This window comes from Halocatena salina (assembly GCF_023115355.1).
GTDB lineage: Archaea > Halobacteriota > Halobacteria > Halobacteriales > Haloarculaceae > Halocatena > Halocatena salina.
The window spans coordinates 58,364-75,603 of the sequence record NZ_CP096021.1 but is presented as its reverse complement, the minus strand read 5'-3'; the positions used below and the strand labels follow the sequence as shown (position 1 = coordinate 75,603).

The following is a 17,240-nucleotide window of genomic DNA, read 5'->3' as shown; positions in this document are numbered from 1 at the left end:
GTAGTGTCTTGTAATCGTCATCTGATCGGGTATCATTTTGTTTTGAACGCGGGCGCGGTGGTTGGTGAATCGAGCAACTCCATCAGTTCTTCGTCCAAATCGAGTATCGTAACCGAACACCCAGCCATATCGAGCGAGGTCATGTAGTTGCCCACCCACGTGTTCCAGGGGGCGAGTCCGTTGTCCACGAGTAGCTCCTGAACGGTGCGATTGACGACGAACAGCTCGGATTGGGGTGTCCCGCCCATCCCGTTGACCATGACCGCAACCTCGCCAGACGGCTGGACATCATCGAGTACCTCGTTGGTGAGACGCTCGGCGATCGCGTCGGCTTCTACGAGTTCAGTGCGTTCGACGCCTGGCTCTCCATGGATACCGATGCCGATTTCGATCTCGTCGTCGTCGATGTCGAACGTCGGTTCACCCTTCTCCGGGGTCACACAGGAGGTGAGTGCCATCCCCATCGATCCCACGTTGTCGATGACCTTCTCCGCAACGCGGACCACCTCCTCGATGTCCGCACCACGCTCTGCTAGTGCACCGGCACATTTGTGGACGAAAATGGTGCCCTGGACGCCTCGACGGCCCGAGGTGTACGTCGAATCTTCGACCGCAACATCGTCGTTGACGACGACCTGCTCGACCGTGTCGACGCCCGACAACTCGGCCATTTCGGCGGCCGTATCGAAGTTCATCACGTCACCTTCGTAGTTTTTCACGACGCACAGCACGCCCGCACCACCATCACAGGCCTGAATCATCTCACTCAGCTCGTCGGCGGTCGGAGAGGTGAACACCTCACCCGCAGCCGCACCGTCGAGCATTCCCTCGCCGACGAAGCCTGCGTGGGTCGGCTCGTGACCGCTTCCACCACCACTCACGACGCCGACCTTTCCACTGACCGGTGCATCGTTTCGTACAATCACGTTCGTATCGTCCAACCGTCGGGTATGGTCCGGATACGCGGCGACGATGCCGTCGACCATCTCGTCGACCATTTCGGACGGATCGTTGAGTAACTTCTTCATGGAATTGTAGCCCTGGTATGTGGTACCTCATGCTACTATTTAACGTTCCCCGAGCCGAGGTATCGATAGTGTGCTCCGAGCGAGACTATCGGTCGACCGTGATTGAATTGCCTAATGGTGGCGTTTCGTATCGCGGTTTGCCCGTCGCTCCGATCATGATGGTCACTAGTCCGGCGGCAGCCACACCGGTAAACCGAACAACGGCTTCCAGCCGAGGCTTATGCGATGATAGGAGATGCAGACGCAGATATTAGTGGTGCTAAAAACGCTGCGTGGACTGCATATCGATATTTTGGGTCCGGATTCAGTAAGATTCCTGCTGAACTCGATTGGGAATAGCTGACCGATAGATGTTCATTTTCTATATATCAGCTATTCCAGTGAGGGCCTTACTGCTTGGAGGGTTTCCTTCACGTATGAGCCTCGAAGAGACAGTGGATTCCCTCGCCGAGGAACTCGGCCTTGAGCGAAGTAACCACGTCCGAGAGGTCGGTCAGTCGGTCGTAGAACTCCGCGACTGACCAAAACAGTTCTCTGAAATCCCGCTCAACGCTCCCGGACTCCAATTAGTCGATGAACTCCTGCTTTATCGGTCCCGCCTCCCCGAGGAGATCTTCCCGCTCTGTGCACTCAAAGACTGCACGAGCAATTCCGTATAGTGGTCTTCGTGCCGAGTAGCGTACGTCGACAGTACGTCACGTCAGTGCATATTCAATTCGAAGATCAGTTGGGCGACTGGAACGAGGTAACGAGTTTCGACGAAGGCGGTGACCCACAGTTCTGTCGCCAACACGTCCGCGCAGAGTTCGAGTACACCTGTAGCGAGTGCCCTGACTCACGCTCGCCTGCGGCAAGCCGCAGGACTCCCATTCTGTGCGTGCGTTCGACTGCTGTCCTCCAATCGAGCCGTCCTTTCCCATCAGTCAGTGATTGATGCAGAGATCGTCCTCGACGATTCTTCAGATTGCGTTTGATTCTGTCGATATTCGTTTGTAGACACTCTATATCCCGAAAACGTGATATCCCTATTTTGGGGTGGGGCTCTATAAATGGACTTTTCTCACAAGAGATAACCCGGAATTCACCGTGTAGCGTCGATAGAAGGCTTGGTTCGGTATGTGACTCGATCCAGAACCCCCAGCTCAATTTCTCTCAGAGACTTGGCTCCTTTGATCAGTAAACAGCGGATGCTGACTTTTCGCGGCCTTTATCGACATCACGAATCGGGGGACTGTGATAGGATTCATTCCCGATAACCAATTAGAATCTATTTGGATAAGGAGGACATACTTGTGACATGTGGTTTCGCAACTCTCACGACGACGTGTGCTTGCGGGTTGTGGTGCGCTTGTGGGCTCGATCCCTATAAGTCAGAACGTCATCGATGGAGCGATCAAGATCACTGCCTCACATAAGAGTAACGATGCATCAGATTGGCCGATGGAACAGCACGATCCGGGAGGCACCGGTTACGCTCCTGACGCTCGTCCGCCGAAAGATGGGGTCCGCGTCCGGTGGAAGCATCAGATACAGCGGTCGCTCTCCTTCTTTCCATCGCCGATCGTCGCCAACGGACTGGTGTACTGTACCGGCAGAGAACTAGTTTGTGTCGACGCTGCGAGCGGGGATGTCGTCTTCCGGATCGATCGAGAATTCAACTCCCCACCAGCGATCACCCACGCCCGTGCGTACCAGTCACCGACACTCGTGTTCAGTACCGTGTCAGGCGCTGTTGGACTCCACCCACGAGGCGGGATCGCCATTGGTGGCAACCGGATTGGCCGCACTCGATGGCAGACTCGTGGTAGCGGCGACACTCCAATCTTTACCGGAGAAAATCGGAAGATTCCCATTGCGGTTGATGGAACAGTGTTCGTTACAGGCGGTGGTTACCTCCGTGCAATCGACGGGAGCAGTGGTCGAATCCGCTGGCAAACTGCTAATAACTCGAATCGGCCGGTGATCCATGAGGGGACCGTATACGTTGCTGACTATCAAAAGGGGATCATCGAGTATGACACCACCACCGGTGAACATACGCGTTCAATCGGAAAGGCAGGAGCGGTCTCAGTGACTGCCACCACCGATGGCCTTATTGGTATCTGGAGTGGCAGTTTGTACGGTTTGAACTACGACGGAACAGTCCGCTGGGCACACACTCCTGAGAAGTGGTCCATCACGACGAGAGCGCTCGCCGTCGCTGACGGTGTCGCATACATCTGCTCCAGCGACGGACTCCTCGCAATCAATGCGACAGATGGAACCGAACTCTGGCGGAGTGAAGCGGTCCAGATGGCGTCCTCACGGTCGTCTTCATTGGCGGTCGCGGATGGTTGTATTTATGTACCTGCAAATCGCCGTGGGCTTGCTGCTGTTGATATCACAGATGGCCATGTTCGATGGCGATTTACACTGGAATCCGAACACACGACGTGGTCACCGGTAGCGCTTGCTGGGAAGACGATCTACGTCCTCGGAAATGGAACACTCTATGCCCTGGAGGAACGATGACGGCCGCCGATCAGGGGGAGTCCGATGCGACCGGCCACGAGTCGGAGGATGTACGAGAGAGTAACGCGTCGCTCTCGACCGTTGCTCTTGTGACCGGGGCGTATCGTCGCCTTCGTACGACCCCCCGTGTCGTCCTTGTCATGGTCTTCGCTGGACTCGTTGTAGCAGGCATCGATTGGCTCCGGCTCCACGATTTGATCCCGACAACCGGATACGCTGGGATCCAAGATGGGCGTGTGGCTGTGTTGCTCAGTCTCCCTGTCACGGTCTTCTCCCGCGCCAGTGTTCCACTCTCAGCGTTCGTGGACCTGAAACCGCAGTGGTTGGTGTGGGCGATCGGGTTGGAGTTACTGAACTTCGTCGTTGTTGTGAGTGCAGGTGCCTACGCTCTCGCTCAACTGCTCCGAACGCCGCTTACGACGGCCGCCGTCGTGCGCTACGCAGCACTCGTCGGTCTCTTTCAATTCGGCCCAGATGTCCACATCGAGGGCGCTGGACTCCTGGTAGCACTCCCGGTCTTCGTCATCTGGGTATTCGTACTCGTTCGCCTGTTTGCGCTTCCAGGTCTCCTGATTACCGGGGCGTCGGTTCGCACTGCCTGCCAGCACAGCTGGCAGCGTACCACCGGCCACGGCTGGACGCTGGTCGCCGTGATTGGACTCTTAGGGCTGCTGTCTCATCTCGGGATGAGTGTGCCACTGGTTGGTCCCTTGGGCTCCGCGCTCGTTGCCGGTCTCCACGCTGGAACGATCGCCGTCTTCCTTACTCCCCGATCACTCGAACGTTGAGGGCCCGGCTCTAACTCCATCACACATGCCATAGATCAATGAGTACCCTCAACAGCTCGAACTGAAACTCTTTGTATGCTGGATGGTGATCGCCAATGATTCATATAAAACGGGAGTTGATGTCCTTCGATCAATAGGAGATGGTGAGTGGTGTCTACCTACCACTTTAGTCCAAACGGTGGAGGGGACCCATCATCGGAGATACGAGCATCCTCGTCAACCATGAGACAATGGAGTTCGATAAATTCAGTCGCTTCCTTGGGTTTCGGCCGTCTCTCTGACCTCGATATCGCTGGCAACCACCCGCTGGGTAGTCTTGCCTACAGCGTGTAAGCCCCCACCGCGCAGGGTCGCTATTTCATCGAGAATGTCAACAGCGGCCTCGTGATGTAACTCGCCAACGCCGACAGGAGCGACCACACGAACGTCCAACAGTGGGTCTACTGAGACCAGAGGTATCCTTTAGCGCAACCTAGCACCTTCTACGCGTAGTTCCATTTTATTTTTCATAAAAGATTGTTAATTACCAAGGTAAATTATTTATAAACTACTATCTTATTTAGAATTGCATGACAGACAGTCATGACAACTGTGGAATAGATCGACGTAGTATTTTGAAAATACTCGGCACGGGGGCACTCGGAGCAGCGGGGATGGCCGTCTCGAGCGGTTCGGTGACGGCAGATCCTAGCGCTACACACTATCACAACCCGCTGTACGGCCCGGACTTCGCGGATCCGACGATTCATCGCGCCGACGATGGAACCTGGTGGACGTACGCCTCGAACATGAGCTACAACAACGACGCCGACGAGATGTTGGTGCCGATCCTCTCCTCGCCGGATCTCGTCAACTGGACGTACGAGGGCGAGGCGTTCGACTCGCGACCCGGCTGGCTGTACGGCTCGGTCTGGGCGCCGGACATTCATTACCACAACGGCCAGTGGGTACTGTTCTACTCGCTCTGGCCACGGGAGGACGACGACAGTCTCGTGCCCGGCATCGGCCTCGCCACCTCCGACACGCCCGACGGTCCCTTCACAGACCACGGGGAGATCCTCTCCAACCCGGATCATCCTTACCCCGGCAACACCATCGACCCGTACTTCGTCTCCCACAATGGGACGCCGTACCTCTTCTGGGGCAACTTCGCCGGCGTGTACGTGGTAGAACTCACTGCCGACCTTCAGGACGTCCGGTCTGGGACGTTCGACCAGATTGTCGGGAGCGCCTACGAGGGTGCGACCATCTTTCAACGGGACGGCTACTGGTACTTCTTCGGCTCGACCGGCGACTGCTGTGCCGGATTCGACAGTACGTACGAGATCGAAGTCGGGCGGTCGGAGAACTTCCTCGGACCGTACTACGACATGAACGGGACCGCGATGCTCGACCGCGACGAGTGGAACGCAGGTCCAACCCACCTCGGAGACAACGCTCGGTTCGTAGGACCGGGCCACGGCGACGTAACGGTCGCCGACGACGGCTCCTGGTGGTTCGTCTATCATGCCTACGACACCGAGGGCCCGGAGTACGCAGGAAACAACGGCTGGCCACCCGCGCGACAGTTTTTCCTGGATCCGATCCAGTGGGAGAATGGCTGGCCGGTGATCGGCTGCGATGGGACGCCATCCGCACAGATGACCAATCCCGGCCTAGGCGGCTACTGCGAGGGCGGCGGTCCGGTCGCCGATGGTACTTATTACATCACGAACGCCAACAGCGGGTTGCATCTGGAGGTTGCAAACGGATCGACGAGCGCGGGCGCGAACGTCCGGCAGTACTCGGATACAGGGTGTACGTGCCAGCAGTGGAACGTTACCCAGAACAGCAGCGGGACGTACGACATCACGAACGTCAACAGCGGGCAGTTCCTCGAAGTGGCGAATGCGTCTACCGAAGACGGCGCGAACGTCCGGCAGTATACGGACACGGGCCACTCGTGCCAGGAGTGGGACATCGTGGACAATGGCGACGGCACCTACCAACTAGTGAACGCAAATAGCGGCAAGGCCGCTGACGTCGCGAGCCAGTCGACGTCGGACGCCGCAAACGTTCAGCAATGGACGTGGAACGCTGGAGATCATCAGCGCTGGCGATTTATCTCGTAGAGACAATGAAATAATTTACTATATGAATATTCTTCTGTCGTATCTCGGGCCGAAAACCGTCGTTGAGCTCGGGTATCTGTACCGTCGCCATCGTCGCGTCGGTCTGCTCGGTGACACGGTCGTCGCTGAAACGAAGTGATCGAGAACTCCCGGTGAAACGGTCGCTTGGGGTTTCGTCCGGGCTGGCTCGGTGTCGTGTGCTTTTGAGAATTTGATAGCTCGATTCGCCGTGGATGAGATCACCCGTCTTCGTCAGGTGTTTCATCGGTCGGAACAATCTCGATGCCAGCGTCTTCAAACGCTTGAATCGCTGCCTCTAACTGTTGGTCGCCACCCAGTCGTCGATGAGACAACGGGACGGTACGGACTCCAGTTGCCACGCCGTCATCAACGATGATGCGGAGCTTCGGAGCAGACAGTCGTGACCCGGTCGTATACTTGATATGACGGATATCTACACGGCAGATTTCTGAAGCATTCTCAATATTATTCCTAATCTTTGGGTATAGAGTTGCAAGAGGAATACCAATAATAACAAATATAATTGTGATTTGTGCAAATTCGCGAAGTGGTGAGGACTCAAAAATAGCCATAATAATTGTACACAAAGAACCGATAATTATAAAAGCAATGAGTAGCTTGCTTTGTTCATAAAGCCGTTTCAAAACCCTAATTGGCCCCTGGTCGATCTGTATAGTTTCATCTGTGATAGTCACCTGTCCAACGCCGACTTTGACAGATCTCATTTGTCTCTCTTTATCTACCACATTTCTGCCGATTATATACTTATTGATCGTAAAATAGAAAAGTGGTGTTTATAATTAAAACGATATTATCCAGTTGTCCCTACTATTGCCCCTGCTGCTAATGCCCCAGAAGAACCACTGGGCTTAATTTGACTATTATAAAAGCTATTACGACAGCAATAGCAGCCACGATGATGAACTTTGCCGCTTTGATAATGAGATCAATCGCAGAGTCCCTATCTACTGCACCAGCAATCGCTTCTAGGACTTCTTCTACTATGGTGTAGATGTCGCCGTACCTGATCCCACCTTGCTCGCAGTGAGGTTCTTGAGCGCATAGCCTACATCAGGCCCTCAATCGACGCCTGGGCCTGCATCAACACCAAACCAAACACATTTCTTGCCGCTATTTCTCTCCTCAATACCAATCCACACATCTAAAGCATAGTATGGATTGTCTGATGGACCTTCCCGTTTCCATAGATCCGAGTAAGAAAGATGGTTTAGACCCTTCGTGGTGACCTTAAATGGAAGCCATTTTAGCTCCGGTGTTTTATAGCCATTGCACTGTTTTCTGCCTTCCGTCCATACACCATGGGTTTTTCCAGTTCTTACAATCGAACAAATCGTCCCGGCTCCCCCCCACCAAGCGCATCCACCCATGGTGTCCCAAACCAGAAGTGGGAAACGAAAGGAGAAATATCTTTACAATAGTCATATTTTATTCCTCCCATTATGCTCCACCTCCATTCGATGCTGAATCTGGATATGGTGTTTCTGCCGATACGACTGGTTTGTAGATGAGGTTGTTGAGATTCATTTCCTGAGTACAGTCATAGCCGTCCCGCCAGAACTGGAGCACGTTGGGCTCAGCCCACGCGAGATTGCTGACGCCGACCACGATCTCTTCGCTGATACGTTGGATCACCGATGGCACCTCATCGACAGCAGTGACGCCGTGGGCGAGGTACAGTTCGAACCGATCCTCGACGGCGGTCGAGGTGAACACGATGCGGTCGTTGTTTGGATCCACGAGCGATTCCATGGCGAGCTTTTCCACGGATGTATCGGGGTGTTAGTTCTCGTCGGTCAGCCGAGGATACGGCGTCTCGAATGTGACCTTGATCGAGGTTGGGAAGATCACTTCGAGGAGATCGCCGGTAAAATCGAAGACATCCGTCTTGCCAGTGACCTTGCCGGAGACCGTGTTTCCATTGATCGTTGCGTCATTGTTCGCGTCTGCTTTCGAAAGCGATCCACTCACGGTGATTTCATAGCCATACGGTGGATCAGCGCTGTCAGTAAGATCACGGACGATGAGCTGCTGGTAGTCATAGTCGACATCCAGTTGGATACAGGTGAAGTCACTGAGACTCTCCAGTCCACCACAGTACAGATACTCGTCCGCACCGGTGTTGGCACCGTAACCGCGCCCATACCCGTTAGCAGCCCGATCGCCACTGCTCGAATTGCCCAGCGGGCCAACTTCGAGATTGCCAGTGACACTAAATCCATAATCCACCCGCTCTTGTCGATCGATGCTGATCGTCATCTTGTTAGGAGGGTTTCCGGATTGAACTGCGCCTCGGGCAGCAACGAGCCGGGGGTGGCCTCCGTCCCGTTTTTGAGCACCTGAATGCTGGACGGGATGTCGCTGGCTTGGATTTCACCAGTGTAAACATAGCTGTCGCGCCCGCTCACCACCGAGCCAGTCACCTCGCTGCCGTCGATCGTATCGCTGCGAAATCCCTCTGATATGTGACAGCGAAGATTACCAGTCACAGGACAGATGATCCTGTTCGAACAGTTCATACTTTTATCAATAATTGTACCATATTAGTGATATAAAAATGCTTATGATAAATAGATATAAAATTTGGTTGTCAGGTGGATTTCGAGATAAACCGTGCATCGGGAATCATGCATGCCCATCATCAGCAGTTAGGACATCACGTATTGAATGACCCCGATTTCAATCTCCAGCAGCGTTTTCACTCACTGCGCTAGATAGAGACGTCTGCTACGTCCACTGTCTCCACGAAAGCGATACTTCGGTCCATCGAAGCGGAAGATATCGATGTGGTCACCAGTACACGAATGATCCCCGCGTATGGCGTCCCGAGCTACTCTATGAGACTATCCAGTAGGAGGGATATCGACGATACCGATTGTCCACAGATCCTCGGTCGATTCCTGTGCACGGACGCCATCGACCGCACAACGCCAGCCCTTCTCTGGGCCGCGCCACCATGGATCGAACGTGTGCATCCCGTTGTTCGCCCACCCGGTACCGAATTCGTGGAGCACAGGTGATCCGGCCACCTCCTGGTCGGCGTACGTAGACGGAGACAGCTCGGTTACCTCATAACACCGGATGGCGTCGCCGTAGTTTTCGACGCAGTCCTGGAAGTACAGGAACAACTGACCGTCAACGACGATCGGTCGGCCACCCTGTCGGCCTGCCTGTAATCGATCAGTAACGACAGGATTCTGCTCGTGTGGCGTCCACCCCTCGCGTTCGAGATCTGTGGAGTGATACACCATTACGTTTCGACTGCCACGGTCGGTAAACAACCACCACCGCCCATCGTACCGAATGAACGTCGGATCGTGACAGTAGTACCCAACGTCGATCGCGTTGCCGATGTAGCGCCAACTGGTCGGGAATTGACGAGACTTGTACAGCTCTACGCGCTTGCCATACGAGATCGTCATGTAGTAGCTCCCGCGGTGTTTCCACGTCAGCGGGAACGACTGGTGGTACCGGTTTGCCATCACTACCTGATCGTACGTCCAGTCCAGCCCGTTCTGGCTGGTGGCGTGGCCGATCGGCGCGTCATCATCCCGACTCGCGTTGAGGATTTCGAAGAACATGTGCCACGTGCCGTCCTCAACGAACAGGAACGGATCAGCCACGTAGTCCACCGCACCGTAGTCGGTCACGTCGCTTCCACGCAACACGGGCGTTGCAGCCGACGGCCGGAAGTTGCTTCCCGTCGGAGGAGTCACTCCGCTCGGCGCGTGTGGAACGTTCGGGATCGTCTCACCCCGGTGCGGTGACTCCTCATCGAGGTTCGCTTCAAGCACCAGATAGCCCACCTGCTCGATCACGTGGCTCATCTCATCGTCCTGACTCTGTTCTTCCTGCACCATCACCTCGACACTGGTTGTCGAGAGATTTCGGTGGCGGAGACTGGCAGTATTCGAGCCATTGAACGACTGCATCCCGGCGAGGAAGACAGGGTTCGTGTACGTATTGTCGAAGGACAGTCGGCTCCACTGATCTTCGAGATCCATCCGTCCTGCCTCGAACGTCATCCCGTTGAGAGTGCCACTACCGGGTTCGATAGCGACGTAGCCGAGCGATTCGGTGCGGTGATAGCCCCCGATTGCTTCTTCTTCCTGCACTCTCACGGCAAACCCATCGGTCGAAACGTCAGAGATGCGGGTGATCATTGGCTGAGGCCCTTGGACTGTTTCGGCCTGACAGAACACGAGTGGTGGCGTCTCAAACGTCTGATCGAACGACACCGTCGACCAGGTGTGATCGGCGACAGTGCGCCCCACCTCGACAGCGCTCCCGCCGTCGAGATCATACTCTCCGGGCTCCATTACTAAACTGCCAGCAGTTTCTTCGTAATGAACGCCGTTTAGATACCGCCACTCTTCGATACGAGCGTCGAAGCGTTCACTGGAAACGTTCTGTAGCCGAATATGACATGGATCTGGACCGGTATACGATGGCGGCATAGCGATGACGACCGGCGAATCGTACTGGCCTGCGAATTCATAGGTCTGCCACGGATCATCGACCGTGAGCGGCCGTGCCGAAGCATTGACTGCACTCAACGAGTCGGTGCGCTGGGTGCTAGCAGCATTGGTACTTGCCTCAACTCCACCGACTCCAGCCAGTATTCCCGTCGTCCCGATGGTTTTGAGGATGGATCGTCTTCCAACAGATGATTGGGTGAATCGATTAGTCATTATATTAAATCAATATTCAGATATCAATAATTTGCTATTCGACCATACCCCTCGTTGAAAGCTACCAAAACACCGTTTATCATGATAACCCAATTTCATTCTTAGAATTGGTATTCGTAGTAACATTATATTAAACTGCCGTTTTTAGCCCATCTACGCTGTATATCGTTATCGATTAAAGGTACAAGTGGTTATGAGTGCATATTTCTTTGATCCTCGATAGGCTTGATGGCGAAGGAGGAAGGCTGAGAGAGTGTGATCACACGCCCAAGTGAGAGTCGTGGTGAATCGCCAGTAACGCTTTGAGCAACAGACACAACGTCCCAATGAGCAGGATTTGTATTGTGGACACTCACAGTCACCCGCTTCAGTTCCTCTGATGTAGCGATCTATCCCCCTGCTATTTAGTGATTCAACCGAGCCGATTACAGCGGTCCATTGAACCGGGGGCTCCTCAGGAACATCTTCGGCAAATACTAGACGCCTCCGACGAGCATCACGGTGTCGCTGTCGTGTATTATATAGATATTCTCTATATGAATTAAAGTGGAATTGATCACTAAGATAGGTATGGATGAGCGCCGGACGGTACAGACTGCGTACGACGAGATGGGACTCGATCCCGAAGCGAAAGTACGCGGACGAAACCGAGGACATCGAGAAACTGGAACAGGAATCTGTCACCGTCGCAGGTGTCGTACGGAACGTGCCACACGAGCATGGAGATCGCGCTCATACGGGTAGCATCATATATGTGTCATCAGACGAAGGATGTACAACGTGTGGCGGCGGCGCGCTCTATCTATTCGGGGATACAGCCTGACAGTTGCGTGATATCGGCAGCGTCAGCGCGCCTCGACTCGTTACTGCGATCGTTGCCGCGCTCGTGGTCCTGTTCGTCGGCCTCGCGATCTTCGAGACGATATATTCCGAGTTGCGCCACTTGATCCGCGGGGAATGACTCGACGTTCGATTGTTGGACTGACAACGAGATAAACAGTCATCGAGCAGAGCAGGGTCTCGTCAGCGAGAGTGACCACGAACAGACGGTACTAGCGCGCGATTCATACAGGCCCATCCACTTCACGATGGTCAGACATCTTCATGGTGGACGGCGAACTTCCCCGGAGGCGTAAATTTTGAAGTCGCTGTTGCTCCATGAAGACACTGATGAGCACGAACGGATCGGTCGTTGCAGAACAAGACGGCGTCGAACAAGAACAGGATGTCACTCCCTTAGAGCTGTTTTTCGATCTGGTATTCGTCTTCGCGTTCACTCAGGTTACCGGGTTCCTCGTCGAGAACCTCACGTGGACCGGTATGGCGCGCGGTGCGGCGCTGTTCGCGATGCTGTGGTGGGCGTGGGTCACTTACTCGTGGCTCACTGGTGCTGTGCCCGCCGAGGAGATGTTACCTGCGCGCTCTGTGATCCTCACCGCGATGGTGGCCATGCTTATCGTCGCGCTTTCTGTGCCCGGCGCGTTCGGCGATGATGGGGTGCTCTTCGGCGTCGCCTACTTCGTCGTTCGGGTCCTGCATGTCCTTCTTTATGCAGTTGCCACTCCGCCCGAAACGCGCAATGCAGTCCTCCGAGCCGCGCCGGGATTCTTTGGCGGACCAGCACTGATTGTCATCGCCGGATTCTTCGATGGGCTGTTCGAAGGGGTACTCTGGATTGTGGCACTCGCACTCGATTACGGTATCGTGTTCGTACGCGGCGTCAAGGGATTTCACGTCAATGTTGAGCACTTCGTCGAACGCCACCGACTCGTTCTCATCATCGCGCTAGGTGAATCGCTCGTGGCGATCGGCGTCGGGGCGGAGGGATTGGAACTCGGTTTCAGTGTCGTCCTCGCTGCCCTCCTCGGGATTGTACTCGTCATCGCACTGTGGTGGCTCTACTTCGACTACGTCGTACTTGCCGCAGAACAAACCCTTGCTGCGGCCAGCGGCCACGAACAAACACAGATGGCGCGTGATTCGTACAGCTATATCCACCTCCTGATGGTCGGGAGCATCATCTTCGTCGCGCTCGGTATCGAGCAAACCCTCGCACACACCGGCGAGCCGCTCGGGATAATCGCTGCCGTCGCTCTGTTCGGTGGCGGTGCAGTCTATCTGATCGGACACAACGCCTTCCGATACCGCGACCACGGTAACATCAGCGTCCTGCGGCTCGTTGTGGCCGCCGCCGCCCTCGTGTTGACCCCCCTAGCGGTTCGGGTTCCCGCTATCGCCGCTCTCGCAGTTCTCACAGCGCTGTTCGTTGGGCTTGCGGCCTACGAAACGGTGCGATCCGAACATCGAAACAGACTCCGTGCAGGCTGAACGATGAGTCACTGTAAGAGATCCAGTCTCGGAAGGAGCTCACGGAGGCACTCGCGATGGCCATCGGTGGAATGGTCGGTGGGGGGATTTTTGCGGTGCTCAGGGTCGTGGCCGTCGAAGCTGGTCCCGCCGCGTGGCTCGTGTTCGTCGCGTCGGACGTCATCGCATTCTGTGCGGGGTACTCCGCATTGCGGCTCAACGCGCAATCCGACGATCAGTTGCACCCAATCGCCTACATCACGCAGTTCACCTGGAGTACGACGCGTATACCTCACTCGTTCACGGCCGAATCGAATATGTCATCCGTATCGGGTTCGACGATAGGTTCGTTATCAGATCGTCCATTCAGTACTTTTGCGGCCACGAGAACCGGATCCTATGTCGGACTGAACGGCGGCGCATACGCGAGATCGAGATACTCGACGTCAGTAGTCGTCATGCCTGCATGAAGTGCTGTCACGATTGAATCAATGCGATGGGCGACACCTTCCTTTCCGACCATGCTGGCTCCCAGCAACTGACCAGACTCACGATCGGCGGTAAGGCTGATCGTGATCGGCGAGCCGCCAGTGATAGTAGCCCGCGCGAACCGACCTCGATAGTGTTCGTGATCGGGTCGAATCCCAATTCTTCCGCGTCGTCGTGATCGACGATCCCGGTAGTCGCTGCTTCGAGGTCGAACGCTTTGACCGCGGCCGTTCCTGTGGCTGGTCCGACCGGCGTCGGATTGCCCGCAACCGTTTGTCCGATGGCCCTTCCGTACCGGTTGGCAGTTAGTGCGAGCGGGGCATAGATCGGTTCCTCGCTTACGACGCTATCCACTTCGGCGCAGTCACCCGCGGCAAAGACGTTCGAGACGCTCGTTCGTCCATACTCGTCAGTAGCGACCGCGCCGGTCAGGCCAAGTTCGATACCGATGTAGCCGCCACTGACGAGTGCAACCGTCTCTGGTGGCTGTGCGTCGAGATACTGCTGTGCTGCCGTGTTGGAGCCGTCGTGAAATCTTGGCGTGTGCTCGTTCCGAGCACGAGTGACGTACTCACGAATGTCTCGGCCGGCAGTTATACTATGGAGCGTAAACACGCCGTCGATATCGGTGCCCAGCATATCAGGACGAGACGCGTGCGCGCCGGTCGCGATCAGGAGGGAGTCGTATGCTTGCTCAAACTGCTCGCCATCAGGACCGACGACGCTAACAGTTCGGGCTTCAAGATCGGTAGTGGTGACCTCGTGTTCAAGACGGGGATCGATGTCACGTTCGTTGATGAACTCCGTAGGTGTGACTGAGACGAGATCATCTAATGCTTCGATGTCGCCATCGCCGTGGCGCATGACCTCGTCACCGACTTCGCTACTGGGGCCGGTCACGTAGTTGACGACGCCATTCAGTAATCCAGCGTCATCGAGACAGATGACGAATTTACGGGCGATGTTCGGTCTGACGCAGCAGGTTTGAACACAACGGTGTTCCCGGATGCGAGCGTGGCAGCCATCTTCCACGGGGGGATCGCAATCGAGCAGTTCCACAGCGTGATGGGCGCAGCCACACCGGACGGTTCTTCGACAGTGGACAGCCGCATATCGCGGCTGCTCGCCGGTTTCCGCGTGCCCCGTAGTCGCGAGCCTTCTCCGCATGGTAATAAAAGATATTGATCGCCCGCTGGACCTCGGGGCAAGCCTCGTCAAGCGTTGTTGTTTGTTAAACTGTTCTCACTGTCCTAGAGATCGTCGCGGACGGTTAGTCGCCAGAGCCGAGTTGCTCGAATGCAGCGACCATGAGACACGTGGTAGGACATGTTGATCGTCACGTTCTTGCGTGCAGTCTGGTACTAACATCGGTGTTACCTGATAACTGTGGTGTCTCCAAGCGTTTTAGCGGTTCGGAAACGAATCTACTACCGGAGTACCACTATGACGGATGATCAATCGACGACCAATGACGAAGTGCCTGTAACAGCTGAGCATCCCGATAGTGCGACTCAGCTCGCCGGGGTAGACCACATCACTCTTATCGGAAGCAATATCGAGGACACAGTCGAATTTTATCGGGACGTTCTCGGAATGCCGCTGGTGCTGCGCCAGCCGAACCTTGACGCGCCCGACGTGACCCACCTGTTCTTCGATACAGGCGATGGCCGCATTCTCACATTTTTCGTTGAAGAAGACCGTCAGTCACATCAAGGCCCACAGCGACCGGGCGTCGGTGCGGTTCATCACCTCGCATTCCGGTACGAGCCCGAACGCCTCGCTGAGATCAGTGAGGCACTCGAAGCGCACGATCACCGATACAGCGAGGTCGATCGTGGTATCTTCCGGTCGATATACACGTACGACCATAACGGACTCACCATCGAACTCGCTGCCGATAAGTTCGAGATTCCCGACGACCAGCGCGGCGAAGCGCTCGCGCTCGCCCAGCAAAAGCGCGTCGAGGCGGGGGCGGAGTACGCCAAGGAAGAACATCTCGAAGCAGCCATCGAAGACCTCGGCCTGCCGGTCGAACGTCACGACTTCCCCACTTCCTGATGACAGCAGATACAGAGGCAAACGAAATGATGGATGGACCACACCAGCACCAGCCACTTGCAACGGCTGGTGCCACACCAGAGGATGCCAAAGCGGCAGTACTCCTTCTCCACGGCCGAGGAGCGACAGCACAGAGCATGTTACAGTTCGCTGAGAGGTTCACGGACAGCGTGGTCTATCTAGCGCCGCAGGCTGCCCGAAACACGTGGTACCCGAACTCGTTCCTTGCGCCGATCGAGCAGAACGAACCGGGACTCTCTTCAGGACTACAGGCCATCAATGACGTCCTCGACGAGATAGCGGATGCTGGCATCGGGCCCGAACATACGCTACTACTCGGGTTTTCACAGGGGGGCTGTCTCACCGCGGAGTTCGTTGCCCGCAACACTCAGCGCTATGGTGGCGTCGCCGTTCTTTCGGGAGGATTGATCGGTCCCGAGGACACGTCGCGCGACTACGAGGGATCGCTTTCCGATACGCCGGTTTTTCTCGGCTGTAGTGATGACGATCCACACGTCCCACAAGAGCGCGTCCACGAGTCAACAGATGTTTTTAAAGATCTTGGGGGCGACGTAACCGAACGCATCTACGAGGGCATGGGTCATACCGTCAACGAGGACGAGCTTCGAGTCGTGACCGATCTCCTCAATCGCCTCACAAAAGATGGATCGGAGTAAGGTTCGTAAGACGACTAGTATAAATCGTATCGACGTACATCGGAGGTGGTTCCGGGAACGTACATCGAAACGACTGACGGAATCGTCCGTCGATACAACCACTCGTAGGCGTCTGTTCCTCCATCGTGTTGGTTCGACGCCCGTATGATCGGCGTGGAGGTGCGAGAACAGTGCGCTGTCGATCGTTGCAGACGATATCGGCTTCGCCGAGTCGCACTGCCATCCTGCCGTCGGTGTCGAGCACACCCCGCGACTCGTCGTCCACGTGAAACACGAATCCCGATGAGGCACGGTCGTCGTGTAGGATTTTCCCGGTGCTTCCCACTACTGTCACGTATAGTACGCTGGTCGCTTCGCTCATCGAAATCCCGCTCACCAGTACGTCTCGGAACAAGAAAAGATAGCACCCAGCGAAACGGGTTTGATTCGGCTACTGTTTAGCGCAGGAAGGATATCAATTGGTCGGAGTGGTTGTGGAACCGGACGTGTCTTCATCCTAGACGCAATCTAGAGGCCGCCCCGAAAATTGTAGGACAGTATG

17 protein-coding genes and 1 pseudogene are annotated in these 17,240 nt (G+C 55.5%); 7 read left to right on the top strand and 11 right to left on the bottom strand.

The features are described from left to right. Positions 1-32 precede the first annotated feature (32 nt). On the bottom strand, positions 33-1,028 hold the full coding sequence (gene dhaK / locus MW046_RS15575; protein ID WP_247995465.1) for a dihydroxyacetone kinase subunit DhaK: 996 nt from the start codon (positions 1,026-1,028) through the stop codon (positions 33-35). A 1,299-nt stretch (positions 1,029-2,327) separates the two neighbouring features. Between dhaK and MW046_RS15570 the strand changes: the two genes are divergently transcribed. Continuing rightward, the gene (locus MW046_RS15570; RefSeq protein ID WP_247995464.1) at positions 2,328-3,539 is read left to right on the top strand and encodes an outer membrane protein assembly factor BamB family protein; all 1,212 of its coding nucleotides are present in this window, start codon (positions 2,328-2,330) and stop codon (positions 3,537-3,539) included. Continuing rightward, positions 3,536-4,327 carry a hypothetical protein gene (locus tag MW046_RS15565; protein ID WP_247995463.1) on the top strand — a complete coding sequence of 264 codons (792 nt, stop codon included), beginning with the start codon at positions 3,536-3,538 and terminating at the stop codon, positions 4,325-4,327. Before MW046_RS15570 ends, MW046_RS15565 begins: the two co-directional genes overlap by 4 nt. Positions 4,328-4,573: 246 nt before the next feature. On the opposite strand, the gene MW046_RS15560 is transcribed toward MW046_RS15565, so the two are convergent. Then, the gene (locus MW046_RS15560) at positions 4,574-4,747 is read right to left on the bottom strand and encodes a hypothetical protein (protein ID WP_247995585.1); all 174 of its coding nucleotides are present in this window, start codon (positions 4,745-4,747) and stop codon (positions 4,574-4,576) included. Between the two features lie 149 nt (positions 4,748-4,896). Between MW046_RS15560 and MW046_RS15555 the strand changes: the two genes are divergently transcribed. Beyond that, a complete protein-coding gene (locus MW046_RS15555; protein WP_247995462.1) occupies positions 4,897-6,438 on the top strand; it encodes a family 43 glycosylhydrolase in 1,542 nt (513 codons plus the stop codon). 239 nt (positions 6,439-6,677) lie between these two features. Here the strand turns inward: MW046_RS15555 and MW046_RS15550 are convergent, their stop codons facing one another. The 5 genes from MW046_RS15550 to MW046_RS15530 all read right to left on the bottom strand — a co-directional run bounded on the left by MW046_RS15550 (position 6,678) and on the right by MW046_RS15530 (position 11,168). Continuing rightward, on the bottom strand, positions 6,678-7,205 hold the full coding sequence (locus tag MW046_RS15550) for a hypothetical protein (protein WP_247995461.1): 528 nt from the start codon (positions 7,203-7,205) through the stop codon (positions 6,678-6,680). Between the two features lie 712 nt (positions 7,206-7,917). Further along, positions 7,918-8,229: a hypothetical protein gene (locus tag MW046_RS15545; RefSeq protein ID WP_247995460.1), complete on the bottom strand. Its 312-nt coding sequence runs from the start codon at positions 8,227-8,229 to the stop codon at positions 7,918-7,920. Positions 8,230-8,259: 30 nt separating this feature from the next. Continuing rightward, positions 8,260-8,736: a hypothetical protein gene (locus MW046_RS15540; RefSeq protein WP_247995459.1), complete on the bottom strand. Its 477-nt coding sequence runs from the start codon at positions 8,734-8,736 to the stop codon at positions 8,260-8,262. Beyond that, a complete protein-coding gene (locus MW046_RS15535; RefSeq protein WP_247995458.1) occupies positions 8,733-8,966 on the bottom strand; it encodes a hypothetical protein in 234 nt (77 codons plus the stop codon). The genes MW046_RS15540 and MW046_RS15535 overlap by 4 nt, the downstream gene beginning before the upstream one ends. 354 nt (positions 8,967-9,320) lie before the next feature. Next, positions 9,321-11,168 carry a glucosamine inositolphosphorylceramide transferase family protein gene (locus MW046_RS15530; RefSeq protein ID WP_247995457.1) on the bottom strand — a complete coding sequence of 616 codons (1,848 nt, stop codon included), beginning with the start codon at positions 11,166-11,168 and terminating at the stop codon, positions 9,321-9,323. A gap of 826 nt (positions 11,169-11,994) precedes the next feature. Between MW046_RS15530 and MW046_RS19490 the strand changes: the two genes are divergently transcribed. Together MW046_RS19490 and MW046_RS15525 are read left to right on the top strand one after the other, a co-directional pair. After that, positions 11,995-12,129: a hypothetical protein gene (locus MW046_RS19490; RefSeq protein ID WP_282190246.1), complete on the top strand. Its 135-nt coding sequence runs from the start codon at positions 11,995-11,997 to the stop codon at positions 12,127-12,129. A gap of 209 nt (positions 12,130-12,338) precedes the next feature. Further along, positions 12,339-13,496, top strand: a complete 1,158-nt coding sequence (locus MW046_RS15525) for a low temperature requirement protein A (protein ID WP_247995456.1) — start codon at positions 12,339-12,341, stop codon at positions 13,494-13,496. 376 nt (positions 13,497-13,872) lie between these two features. On the opposite strand, the gene MW046_RS15520 is transcribed toward MW046_RS15525, so the two are convergent. From MW046_RS15520 to MW046_RS15510, 3 genes and pseudogenes are all read right to left on the bottom strand, one after another. Next, positions 13,873-14,046, bottom strand: coding sequence for an oxidoreductase dimerization domain-containing protein (locus MW046_RS15520; RefSeq protein WP_247995582.1), 174 nt, complete (start codon positions 14,044-14,046; stop codon positions 13,873-13,875). Between the two features lie 410 nt (positions 14,047-14,456). Further along, positions 14,457-14,828 (bottom strand): annotated as a pseudogene (locus tag MW046_RS15515) (FAD-dependent oxidoreductase); the annotation flags it as partial. 53 nt (positions 14,829-14,881) lie between these two features. Then, positions 14,882-15,172, bottom strand: a complete 291-nt coding sequence (locus MW046_RS15510; protein ID WP_438268210.1) for an aldehyde dehydrogenase family protein — start codon at positions 15,170-15,172, stop codon at positions 14,882-14,884. Between the two features lie 235 nt (positions 15,173-15,407). Between MW046_RS15510 and MW046_RS15505 the strand changes: the two genes are divergently transcribed. Further along, positions 15,408-16,022 (top strand): VOC family protein, encoded by a 615-nt coding sequence (locus MW046_RS15505; RefSeq protein ID WP_247995454.1) that lies wholly within the window; start codon positions 15,408-15,410, stop codon positions 16,020-16,022. A 29-nt stretch (positions 16,023-16,051) separates the two neighbouring features. Further along, positions 16,052-16,699 carry an alpha/beta hydrolase gene (locus MW046_RS15500; RefSeq protein ID WP_247995581.1) on the top strand — a complete coding sequence of 216 codons (648 nt, stop codon included), beginning with the start codon at positions 16,052-16,054 and terminating at the stop codon, positions 16,697-16,699. Here the strand turns inward: MW046_RS15500 and MW046_RS15495 are convergent. Continuing rightward, a complete protein-coding gene (locus MW046_RS15495) occupies positions 16,677-17,075 on the bottom strand; it encodes a hypothetical protein (RefSeq protein WP_247995453.1) in 399 nt (132 codons plus the stop codon). The two genes, MW046_RS15500 and MW046_RS15495, sit on opposite strands and share 23 nt — an antisense overlap. Positions 17,076-17,240: the final 165 nt, after the last annotated feature.

Excerpts from the sequence above, each read along its gene's own strand:
- dhaK (WP_247995465.1), bottom strand. The coding sequence starts at position 1,028 with ATGAAGAAGTTACTCAACGATCCGTCCGAAATGGTCGACGAGATGGTC.
- MW046_RS15565 (WP_247995463.1), top strand. The coding sequence starts at position 3,536 with ATGACGGCCGCCGATCAGGGGGAGTCCGATGCGACCGGCCACGAGTCG.
- MW046_RS15555 (WP_247995462.1), top strand. The coding sequence starts at position 4,897 with ATGACAGACAGTCATGACAACTGTGGAATAGATCGACGTAGTATTTTG.
- MW046_RS15545 (WP_247995460.1), bottom strand. The coding sequence starts at position 8,229 with ATGGAATCGCTCGTGGATCCAAACAACGACCGCATCGTGTTCACCTCG.
- MW046_RS15540 (WP_247995459.1), bottom strand. The coding sequence starts at position 8,736 with ATGACGATCAGCATCGATCGACAAGAGCGGGTGGATTATGGATTTAGT.
- MW046_RS15530 (WP_247995457.1), bottom strand. The coding sequence starts at position 11,168 with ATGACTAATCGATTCACCCAATCATCTGTTGGAAGACGATCCATCCTC.
- MW046_RS15525 (WP_247995456.1), top strand. The coding sequence starts at position 12,339 with ATGAGCACGAACGGATCGGTCGTTGCAGAACAAGACGGCGTCGAACAA.
- MW046_RS15505 (WP_247995454.1), top strand. The coding sequence starts at position 15,408 with ATGACGGATGATCAATCGACGACCAATGACGAAGTGCCTGTAACAGCT.
- MW046_RS15500 (WP_247995581.1), top strand. The coding sequence starts at position 16,052 with ATGGATGGACCACACCAGCACCAGCCACTTGCAACGGCTGGTGCCACA.